This window comes from Bacteroidota bacterium, from assembly GCA_018831055.1.
GTDB lineage: Bacteria > Bacteroidota > Bacteroidia > Bacteroidales > B18-G4 > M55B132.
Genome location: JAHJRE010000291.1, coordinates 1 through 2038, shown reverse-complemented (window position 1 = coordinate 2038; position 2038 = coordinate 1). Strand labels below are relative to the sequence as shown.

General features: G+C 69.9%; 3 protein-coding genes. All 3 read right to left on the bottom strand.

Annotated elements, in window-relative coordinates; translation table 11 throughout:
- Positions 1 to 44: 44 nt before the first annotated feature.
- On the bottom strand, positions 45 to 419 hold the full coding sequence (radC, locus tag KKA81_16745) for a DNA repair protein RadC (protein ID MBU2652575.1): 375 nt from the start codon (positions 417 to 419) through the stop codon (positions 45 to 47).
- 4 nt (positions 420 to 423) lie between these two features.
- Positions 424 to 957, bottom strand: coding sequence for a hypothetical protein (locus KKA81_16740; protein MBU2652574.1), 534 nt, complete (start codon positions 955 to 957; stop codon positions 424 to 426).
- Positions 954 to 2038 (bottom strand): hypothetical protein (locus KKA81_16735; GenBank protein MBU2652573.1); only part of this gene is annotated, 1085 nt, incomplete at its 5' end. The genes KKA81_16740 and KKA81_16735, both read right to left, overlap by 4 nt.

Here is a 2038-nt window from a genome sequence, read left to right as displayed (position 1 = left end):
TGCGCCGGCTCCCGCGGGGAGCCGGCGCTGGGAACGGCAACAGATCACATTAGGCCGCGTTCGCGGAAGCTGAAGTAGCGGTGCTCCGAGATCACGACGTGATCGATAAGAGGAATACCCAGGAGCTTGCCGGCCGCGACCAGCCGGCGCGTCGCCGCGCGGTCTTCGGCCGAAGGGTGGGGGTTTCCGGAGGGATGGTTGTGAGCGACGAGCACCGCCGCCGCGCGGTGCTCGATGGCCGGCGCGAACACCTCCCGCGGATGGACGAGGCTCGCGGTCAGCGTCCCGATCGAGACCGTCTCGCGATGGATGAGGCCGTTGTCGGCGTTGAGATAGAAGGCGATGAAGTGCTCCTTGCGCCGGCCCGAGAGGAAGGCCAGCTGGTCGCGAACGCGCTCCGGCCGGTCGAGCCGGATCACGGCCTCACTCCGCGGCCGGCGGCGCGCCGCCCCCGTCGCTTCGCTCAGGCTGCTTCCGGCGCTTTCCTTTCGCGCCTTTGCGCATGAGCTCGCGCAGCAGCCGGCGCCGACTCTTGAGCCGCTGCTTGGTCTTGCGCAGACGCTCCTGCGCCCGCACCGCGGCCTTGTTGTCCGACCGGCCGACGGCCTTTTTCAGGGCGTGGCGCGCCCGGCGGACGGCGTTTAAGTCCTCGCGTATCTCGCCCTTGAGCCGGCGGTAGCGGGGAGACACTTCGCCGCGCTCGACCGCCGCCACCAGGCTGCGGCGCCGGCGGCGATGCTCTTCCTTGGCGGCGCCAAGGCGGCTATCGAGGCGCGCGGCCGTCTCCTCATTCCCGACACGGCGCGCCTTCTTTATCCGCCGCCGCGTCCGCCGCACCTCGCTGCGGGCCGCGTTGATATCCCCTTCGAGCTTATGCTCCGCGCGCCGGCCGTTCTCCTCGGCCGCGAAGACAGCGGCCGGGATCAGCAGCAGCGCCAGCACCCACGCCGTCTTCATGAGCCCTCCTTGCCGGCCGGCGCCAGCGATTCGGCGACGCGGCGCAGCGCATCGGCGCCGAGGCGGCCGAAGAGCACGAAGTGATCATCGCCGCGCCATTCGAGGAACTTCCCGTCGGCGGTCAGGACCAGGCGCGCGCTGCCCCCCGCGACCGGCAGGTGCTGCGACGAGCTGCCGTCGGCGGCGAGCATCCCCTGGTAGCTGACGCGCGCGCGCCGCGGAGCCTGAAACAGCGACAGCACGTCGATGCCGTCGGTAAAGCGGAAATGCAGTATCGTCGCGCCCCGGTACGGCAGGAGGTTGAGGCTCTCGAAAAGATAGCCGGGGGGGAGCCAGGTAGGGATGCGCGGCTGCATATCGGTCGCCGCCGCGGCCTCGTCGAACTCCAGGTAATCCGGCCGCAAGCGGTTCTTCTGCGTGCGCACCCCGGACGGCGGCGTGAACGAAAAATCCCAGTCGTCCGCGTCGGCGGGAACATCGATATGGAGAAAGTGCATCCGGCTCGCCTCCGTTCCGTCCGCGAGATAGGCGGCGCGCTGGAGCACGATGCCGTACTCGCGATCGACCCAGAGCCGGCGGACCAGGCGGCCGCCGGAACGCGCGCGCACCTCCAGCATCCGGCACTCGCGCCCGGCGACTTTCTCGTCCGGGCGGAGGCGGAACTCATAGTTCGCCTCGAGCAGGTTCAGCTCCTCGTCCGGATCGAGCAGCTTGTAATCGGCGTCGGCCGGCTCTCCGCGCCAGGCGGAGGCGCGCCGGCGGTCGTATATCCATTCCTCCTCACCGTCGGAGACGATGGTGAGCACGGGGATGCCGTAGCGGTCCACGACCTCCCGGCGATAGCGGTCCGGCGGGGCGAAGGAAACCGTGAGCGTCTTTTCCGTCGTGCGCTCGCCGTACCGGGTGACGACCATGAGCTGGCCCTGGTACGCGACCTCGGGCGGCGCGAAGCTGGCCAGCAGGACGTCGCTCGCCTGCTGCTGGGCCTCTGCACAAGTGCCCAGCAGGAACAGAACCGTCAGCGCGGCGCTAATAGACATCGCGCTCCTCTTGGCTGCCGCCGGCCAGCCGTACCGGCATC